5 protein-coding genes are annotated in these 6,303 nt (G+C 67.9%); 3 read left to right on the top strand and 2 right to left on the bottom strand.

All coding sequences use genetic code 11. The annotated features are described in order from the left end of the window. On the bottom strand, positions 1 to 369 hold a 369-nt coding region (locus tag JYJ84_RS25745; RefSeq protein ID WP_205189598.1), incomplete at its 3' end, for an EamA family transporter. A gap of 819 nt (positions 370 to 1,188) precedes the next feature. Between JYJ84_RS25745 and JYJ84_RS25740 the strand changes: the two genes are divergently transcribed. Together JYJ84_RS25740 and JYJ84_RS25735 are read left to right on the top strand one after the other, a co-directional pair. Next, positions 1,189 to 1,401, top strand: coding sequence for a hypothetical protein (locus JYJ84_RS25740; RefSeq protein ID WP_011353523.1), 213 nt, complete (start codon positions 1,189 to 1,191; stop codon positions 1,399 to 1,401). A gap of 58 nt (positions 1,402 to 1,459) precedes the next feature. Beyond that, positions 1,460 to 2,482, top strand: a complete 1,023-nt coding sequence (locus JYJ84_RS25735) for a serine/threonine protein kinase (protein WP_374102130.1) — start codon at positions 1,460 to 1,462, stop codon at positions 2,480 to 2,482. Positions 2,483 to 2,561: 79 nt separating this feature from the next. On the opposite strand, the gene JYJ84_RS25730 is transcribed toward JYJ84_RS25735, so the two are convergent. Beyond that, on the bottom strand, positions 2,562 to 4,004 hold the full coding sequence (locus tag JYJ84_RS25730; RefSeq protein WP_175222422.1) for a coniferyl aldehyde dehydrogenase: 1,443 nt from the start codon (positions 4,002 to 4,004) through the stop codon (positions 2,562 to 2,564). A 727-nt stretch (positions 4,005 to 4,731) separates the two neighbouring features. Here JYJ84_RS25730 and JYJ84_RS25725 point away from each other — a divergent pair. Next, on the top strand, positions 4,732 to 6,303 hold a 1,572-nt coding region (locus JYJ84_RS25725; RefSeq protein WP_205189597.1), incomplete at its 3' end, for a GMC family oxidoreductase.

Genomic DNA, 6,303 nt, shown 5'->3' with positions numbered 1-6,303 from the left:
GCGCACGGGCTGCCAGCGCCGCTCGACGATCGCGAGCGTGAGGATCGGCTGCACGCCGAGGATCGTCGCGAGCACGCCCGGCGCGATTCCGCGTTCGAGCGCGAGCAGGTAGAAGATCGAATAGCCGCCCATCATCAGCAAGCCGGTCAGTGCGGCCATGCGCCGCTCGCCGCGCGGCGGCAGCCAGCGTTTGCGCAGGAAGGCCAGCCCAAGCAGCACGAGCGATGCCAGCGCGAAACGTGCGGTGAGAAAGACGAACGCGGATGCGTGACGCAGCCCGAGTTCAGCGAAGATCGCGCCGCTGCTCCACAGCAGCACGAAGAGCGACGTCGCGCCATGCGCGGCGAGCGCGCGTTTGAACGAAACCATGTGAATCCACCTGTCGAACGGATCGGAATGTTCCATCCGCGCGCGCAGCAACACGCCGTGCGTCACGACGCACGAATGCAGGCCTGCGGGCGAATGGAAGACGAAACGAAAAGCCGGCTGGTCAGCCGGCGCGTGCCGCCGGAGGGGGCGGCGCGGCGCCAACGAGCGGCGGTGCGACAGGAGGGGGAAGAACCGACGGATGCGCGCACGCCTGCGGCCGCGAGTCGAACTGCGGCCGGGATTTTGCAAGGGCGGACGTGAGCGGATGCATCGTATCGGAATGCGCTTGAACGCGAATGAGCATCAAAGGTAACGCAAGGCCGGCATCGGACGCAACACCTGTCGGTGGCATCGCATGGCGAAGGGCGAAGGGCGAAGGGCGAAGGGCGAAGAGCGGTGCGTGCGCAACAGTTGCTGCGCTGGCCACGTTCAAGGCAGAGGCAAGGCGATGACGGCGTAACGCGGTTCGGCAACCGCAGTCGCCAGTCGCACGAAATTGCCTGGCGAACCCGCATCGGGCTCACGATGCGCGCGGAGCGTCCGTCACGTGCGCGCCGCGGTGATGCCGGGGATTCGGCGGGCAGTCACATTCGACAGGGTATGATGGGGGGAACCGGGCAGGCAAGCGCCTGCCCGGCGCAGTGGTTGATTGGAGACATTCGACGAATTCGCGGCACTTCGCCTGCTTCTTCTTCTTTTCGTGCTTCGATAAACCGTGAACAATGGGATTACGCGCAACGTTCCGTCGAGAGCGCGCGGATCGTGCATTTGCCGGCCCCCAGCGGGCCGGGTTTCAAGATTCAAGAGTGGGGAACCATCATGCATGTCGGGTCGATTGTCTGCACTACCCATATCGCGGTGCCGAAGGGCGCGCGCGGCATCGTCCAGCGCGTCCTGGGCGACATGGCCATGGTGACCTGGTACGCGGGCGTACCGGGCGAGTCGAAGGAACTCAACACCGAGCCGTTCTTTCTCGAGGACCTGATCGACACCGGCGAATCCGTGCTACCGGCCGGCGCGGCGCTCCACTAAGCGCATTCACCGCACCGGGCGCTCGTCTTTCGGCCCGGCTGGCGGCACAATGCGGGGCATGAAAGACGTCACTTCCGCTCCCGCTTCTCCCGCCGGCCCGCCGTTCGCCGGACTCACGCCCGAGTGCGTGCTCGACGCGCTCGACAGCGTGCTGATACCGGCCGGCCTGCGCACCGACGGGCGCCTGCTCGCGCTCAACAGCTACGAAAACCGCGTGTATCAGGTGGGCATCGAAGACGGCCCGCCGGTCGTCGCGAAGTTCTACCGTCCGGCACGCTGGTCGGACGAAGCGATCCTCGAAGAGCACGCGTTCGTCGCCGAACTCATCGCGCGCGAGATTCCGGCGGTGCCCGCGCGCGCATTCGACGGCCGGACGCTGCACGCGTTCGACGGTTTCCGCTTCTCGATCTTCGAGCGGCGCGGCGGCCGCGCGCCCGATCTCGATCGCAGCGACACGCTCGAATGGCTGGGCCGTTTCATCGGCCGGATCCATGCGGTCGGCGCGACGCAGCCGTATGTCGCGCGCCCCGTGCTCGACATCAATACGTTCGGCTACGAGCCGCGCGACTACCTGCTCGCGCACGATTTCATTCCGGACGATGTGCGGCCTGCATACGAGACGGCCGTGACGCTCGCGCTCGAAGGCGTCGAGGCCGCGTTCGAGCGAGCAGGCGAGATCCGCCTGCTGCGCACGCACGGCGACTGTCATCCGAGCAACGTGCTGTGGACCGATGCCGGCCCGCACTTCGTCGATTTCGACGACAGCCGGATGGCGCCGGCGATCCAGGATCTGTGGCTGTTGCTGCCGGGCGATCGCGAAGGCGCGTCGCGTGCGCTGGCTGATTTGCTGGCCGGCTACGAGGATTTCTGCGAATTCGAGCCGCGCGAGCTGCATCTCGTCGAAGCGCTGCGCACGCTGCGGCTGATTCACTACGCGGCATGGCTCGCGCGGCGCTGGGACGATCCCGCATTTCCGGCCGCGTTCCCGTGGTTCAACACGCATCGTTACTGGGAAGCGCGCGTGCTCGAGTTGCGCGAGCAGATCGGCGCGATGCAGGAAGGGCCGCTCTGGCCCGTGTGACGGCGCGCGCGGCACACTCGCCGCGCGGCATGCTCGTGCGGGCCGCGGCGCGATGCGCGCGGCCCGTTACCCGTTTGGCTCAGAACTTCAGCATCAGCTTGATCAGCGCGGCGAAGCGCTTGCCGTACGGCGGCGCGAGCAGGTTGCGCGCGTTCAGGCGCGGCTGCGTGAGCACCGGCTTCATCTTCGAGAACGTCACGAAGCCGTCGTAGCCGTGGTACGCGCCCATGCCGCTCGCACCGACACCGCCGAACGGCAGACTGCCGCACGCGATGTGCATCAGCGTTTCGTTGATCGACACGCCGCCCGAGATCGTTTCGCGCATCACGCGGTCGATCGTGCCGCCATCCTCGTCGAACAGGTAGAGCGCGAGCGGACGCGGGCGCGCATTCACGTACGCGATCGCCTCGTCGAGCCGCTCGTACGGCACGAGCGGCAGCAGCGGCCCGAAGATTTCCTCCTGCATCAGTTGCGACGCGGCCGGCACCTGCGTGACCGCGCACGGCACGAAGCGGCGCGACGCGGAATCGGATTGCGCGTCGGACAGCGGATGCAGTTGCGCGCCGGCCGCCTGCGCGTCGCTCGCGAGCTGCTGCAGCCGTGCGTAGTGGCGCGGTGACACGATCGTCGTGTAGTCGCCGTTGGCCGACAGGTCGGGGTACATCTTCGCGAACCGTGTGCGCGCGCGTTCGATGAACGCCGCTTCCATCCCGCGCGGCAGCAGCACGTAGTCGGGCGCGATGCAGGTCTGGCCCGCGTTCAGCGTCTTGCCCGCGACGATCGCGTCGACGGCCGCATCGAAGCGCGCGTTCGGGCCGACGATCGCCGGCGACTTGCCGCCGAGTTCGAGCGTGACGGGCGTGAGGTTGTCGGCGGCCGCGCGCATCACGTGGCGGCCGACGTGCGTCGAGCCGGTAAACAGCAGATGGTCGAACGGCAGCCCGCTGAACGCGGCGCCCACTTCCGCATCGCCGTTCACGACCGCGACGTGGTCGCGCGTGAAGGTCTTGGCAATGAGCTGCTCGAACAGCGCCGACGTGCGCGGCGTCAGTTCGGACATCTTGATGATCGCGCGGTTGCCGGCCGCGAGCGCGCAGATCAGCGGGCCGGCCGCGAGCAGCACCGGGTAGTTCCACGGCACGACGATGCCGACCACGCCGAGCGGCTGCGGAATCACCTTCGCGCGCGCCGGGCGCAGCCACTTGTTCATCGGCTTGCGCATCGGCTTCATCCAGCGCTTGCCGTGCTTGAGCGCGTCGTCGATCTCTTCCTTCGCCATCCAGATTTCCGACAGCAGCACTTCCTGCTTCGCGCGATGACCGAAATCGGCACTGATGGCTTCGGCGAGTGCATCCGCGTGGTCGATCAGCATCGTGCGCAGCGCGCGCAGGTGCTGCACGCGCGTTTCCCATGCCGGGTACGGTGCGCGCAGGTAGGCCGCGCGTTGGTCGCGTAGCAGCGACGTCAGTGCATCGACCGACGGCAGCGCTTGCGGGGCCAGTTCGGGCAGGTCGTTCTTCATGTCGTCTCCTCCAGTTGGGCCTGGCTGGTCGGCCGGCCGTCACGCCGCACGCGCACGCTCGGCGAGCGCGGCGACGCGGATCGGGGTGGTGCGTGTCGCGCGGCGCGGGGCCGGATGCGACGTGTGCTCGAAAACCGGTTGCCGCGTGCCGCGGGCGTCGCATCCACGCGACGGTGTGCGCATCCGGAAACCGTGTCGCGGCGCATCTGCATGCCGCGCGATGCGACTGTTGCCGGGCGCGCGACGCTGCGGTGTGACTGACTGACGGTGCACCGAAGCGGGGCAGCGCGACAGGTCCGTCAAACCATGCCGCGGCGCATCGTGCCGCCGCGGCGACAAACCATCCAAACGGTCGGCAACGACACGCGCCGTTCGATTTCGATCGACTGCGCGCGTGACGCCGAGCCTCTCCGCGCGGGCAGCCGTTTGAAATGAAATGCGGGCTGCGCGCATCGCATCCGGGCAACCCGGTCGGCACGCGGCCTGCAGAACCTGGCGCTGCATCGTCGTCTCTCCCGATGCGCGACGGATCGGCTTCTCGTGGCCGGCGCATCGTGCAAAGCGAATCGATACATCTTAAATTTAGTTCACGCGGGCGTTTAGAGGAATCGCTCTTGAATCCGCGCGCCGCGCGCGCGACGGCCATTCCTACAATGCCCGAACTACAAGAGGGGACGCGGTCGCGCGGCGGTGCCGGGCGCCTTCCATGACACGACGGAGACGTGACATGCAATACGACTACATCATCGTCGGCGGCGGTTCGGGCGGGTCGAGCCTGGCAGGCCGTCTCGCCGATGCCTGCCCCGATGCGACGATCGCGCTGATCGAGGCCGGCTCGCATACGGAGCGCAACCTGCTCGTCAACATGCCGGTCGGCATCGCGGCGCTGGTGCCGTTCAAGCTCGGCACGAACTATGGCTACGAGACGGTGCCGCAGCCGGGCCTCGGCGGGCGGTGCGGCTACCAGCCGCGCGGGCGCGGGATGGGTGGCTCGAGCGCGATCAACGCGATGATCTACACGCGCGGCCACCCGGGCGACTACGACGAATGGGCGCAGCTCGGTGCGACGGGCTGGGGCTGGCAGGACGTGCTGCCGTATTTCCGCCGCGCGGAGGGCAACGAGCGCGGCGCCGATGCGTGGCACGGTGCGGACGGCCCGCTGTCGGTGTCGGATCTGCGCTTTCGCAATCCGTTCTCCGAACGATTCATCCAGGCCGCGCACGCGGCCGGCTATCCGCTGAACGACGACTTCAACGGCGCGACGCAGGAAGGGGTCGGCTTCTACCAGGTCACGCACCGCGACGGCTCGCGCTGCAGCGTCGCCCGCGCGTACATCTACGGCCGCAACCGGCCGAACCTGCACGTGATCACCGATGCGACGGTGCTGCGCGTCGTGTTCGACGGCAAGCGCGCGGCCGGTGTCGCGGTCGCGCGCAACGGGCGCGTCGAGACGCTCGACGCGCGTGCGGAAGTGATCCTGTCGGCCGGCGCGTTCAATTCGCCGCAACTGCTGATGTGTTCGGGGATCGGCCCGGCGGAGCAGCTGCGCCGGCACGGGATCGCGGTCGTGCAGGATGCGCCGGACGTCGGCACGAACCTGATCGACCATATCGATTTCATCATCAATACGCGCGTGAATTCATCGGAGCTGGTCGGTGTGTGCCTGCGCGGAATCGCGAAGATGACGCCCGCGCTCGCGCGCTATTTCTCGAGCCGCACCGGGATGATGACGAGCAACGTCGCGGAGGCCGGCGGCTTCATCAAGAGCGATCCGTCGCTCGAGCGTCCCGACCTGCAACTGCATTTCTGCACGGCGCTCGTGGACGACCACAACCGCAAGATGCACTGGGGCTTCGGCTATTCGCTGCACGTGTGCGCGCTGCGGCCGTTCAGCCGCGGCACGGTGGCGCTCGCGAGCGGCGATGCGCGCGATGCACCGCTGATCGATCCGCGCTTCTTCAGCGATGCACGCGATCTCGACCTGCTCGTGCGCGGCACGCAGGCAATGCGCAAGATCCTGTCGCAGGCACCGCTCGCGTCGCAGGGCGGGCGCGAGCTTTACACGCGCGCCGACCAGAGCGAAGCGGAGCTGCGCAAGACGATCGTCGAGCATGCCGACACGATCTATCACCCGGTCGGCACCTGCCGGATGGGTTCGGACGCGCGCGCGGTCGTCGATCCGCAACTGCGCGTGCGCGGCGTCGAAGGATTGCGCGTGGTGGATGCGTCGGTGATGCCGACGCTGGTCGGCGGGAACACGAATGCGCCGTCGGTGATGATCGGCGAGCGTGCTGCGGAC

This window comes from Burkholderia sp. LMG 13014, assembly GCF_905232215.1.
GTDB lineage: Bacteria > Pseudomonadota > Gammaproteobacteria > Burkholderiales > Burkholderiaceae > Burkholderia.
Note: the sequence above shows the minus strand (reverse complement) of the source record. Positions and strands in the feature narration are given on the sequence as shown.

Excerpts from the sequence above, each read along its gene's own strand:
- JYJ84_RS25740 (WP_011353523.1), top strand. The coding sequence starts at position 1,189 with ATGCATGTCGGGTCGATTGTCTGCACTACCCATATCGCGGTGCCGAAG.
- JYJ84_RS25735 (WP_374102130.1), top strand. The coding sequence starts at position 1,460 with ATGAAAGACGTCACTTCCGCTCCCGCTTCTCCCGCCGGCCCGCCGTTC.
- JYJ84_RS25730 (WP_175222422.1), bottom strand. The coding sequence starts at position 4,004 with ATGAAGAACGACCTGCCCGAACTGGCCCCGCAAGCGCTGCCGTCGGTC.